Here is a 1308-nt window from a genome sequence, read left to right as displayed (position 1 = left end):
TTGAAGTGCCCTGGGTTTTGTTCCTAGGCATTTGCCTTGATTTCTATTTTTGCTTGGGGCGGGTTCTGCTTCCAAAATTCGGTTTCCACCTCGACCGGGGTTCGGTATCCCAAGCTTTGGTGAAGCCTTGTCTCGTTCCACCATGACACCCACTCGAACGTCGCGATTTCTACCTCGACAACGTCATTCCACCTGCGGGTATGGATCAGCTCGTTCTTGTAGGATCCGTTGACGTTTTCAGCAAGAGCATTGTCGTAGGAGTCACCGACAGTTCCGGTGGAAGCTGTAATGCCGTGTTGGGTAAGTCGCTCGTTGTAGACCACGCTGACGTACTGCGATCCGTGATCCGAATGGTGAATGAGACCTGTTGTTTCCTCAGCACACACGATCGCCTGGTTAAGAGCTTGCAACGGCAGTGCTTCGGTGCGCATGGAATCTGATAACGCCCACCCAACGATCCGTCGAGAGTAAACGTCGGTGACAAACGCGGCGTACACAAAGCCTTTCTTCGTGCGCACATACGTAATGTCGGCCACCCACAGTTTATTCGGGCCCTGAGCTTTGAATTCACGCTCGACTAAGTCCGGGCGCAGATCAGGCACGTTAGCTTTTCGGGTTGTGATAGGTGATCCGCCTTTGCCTTTGCCAGAAACACCGGCCAAGCGCATCAGCCGGGCGGTTTGTTCACGCCCGATATCAATTCCGTCGCGGCGGAGAGCATGCCACATTTTCCGCACGCCGTAGACGCCGTAATTATCCCGATGAACAGTTCTAATTCGGTCGATCAGCACAGCATCGCGAAGGCGACGAGCACTTAATCCACGGGCCTTGGACTGGCGATAACCACGCGAGGTGATAAACCCACCAGCCCGGTTATTCTTCAACGTCTTACAAATGAACTCGACAGAGAAACGATTCCGGTATTTATCGATGAACCGGATCATTTCCGACGTTTCGGGTCGAGTTCCGACGCGAAAAAAGCCGAGGCAGCCTTCAACAGCTCATTAGTGTCGCGTAGCTCTTGATTTTCACGGCGTAGCCTCGCGTTTTCGGCGGCCAAGTCTTCAGGCACAGGTTCTGGGATGTTTCCCGCACGGCGGGCCTGCTGGGTCCATTGGCGAGCCGTGTGCCATGAAACCCCCAGCTTTGGGGCTACTGCCTGGCATGCGGCTTGCATCGACATATTTTCCGCCAAGATGCGATCTTCCACGAGACGGACCACGCGGTCCTTGGCATCCTGGTCAAATTTTCTTGGCATATTCCAGATTTTCCCATCTACTCAAACGGAACAAAACCTGGGACACTTCA

1 protein-coding gene is annotated in these 1308 nt (G+C 53.7%); it reads right to left on the bottom strand.

Going from position 1 to position 1308, the window contains the following annotated elements; genetic code table 11:
• Nucleotides 1-23 precede the first annotated feature (23 nt).
• Nucleotides 24-1258, bottom strand: a protein-coding gene (locus tag HMPREF3167_RS09685; RefSeq protein ID WP_210382983.1) for an IS3 family transposase whose coding sequence is annotated in 2 segments (ribosomal slippage) — nucleotides 24-970 and nucleotides 970-1258 — 1236 coding nt in all. Because the reading frame shifts where the segments join, the coding sequence is not laid out codon by codon here.
• Nucleotides 1259-1308 lie beyond the last annotated feature (50 nt).

Origin of the sequence: Trueperella sp. HMSC08B05 (assembly GCF_001808405.1) — a bacterium.
Classification (GTDB): domain Bacteria; phylum Actinomycetota; class Actinomycetes; order Actinomycetales; family Actinomycetaceae; genus Trueperella; species Trueperella bernardiae.
The sequence above is the reverse complement of the archived record's forward strand: the minus strand, read 5'-3'. Positions and strand labels throughout refer to the sequence as shown.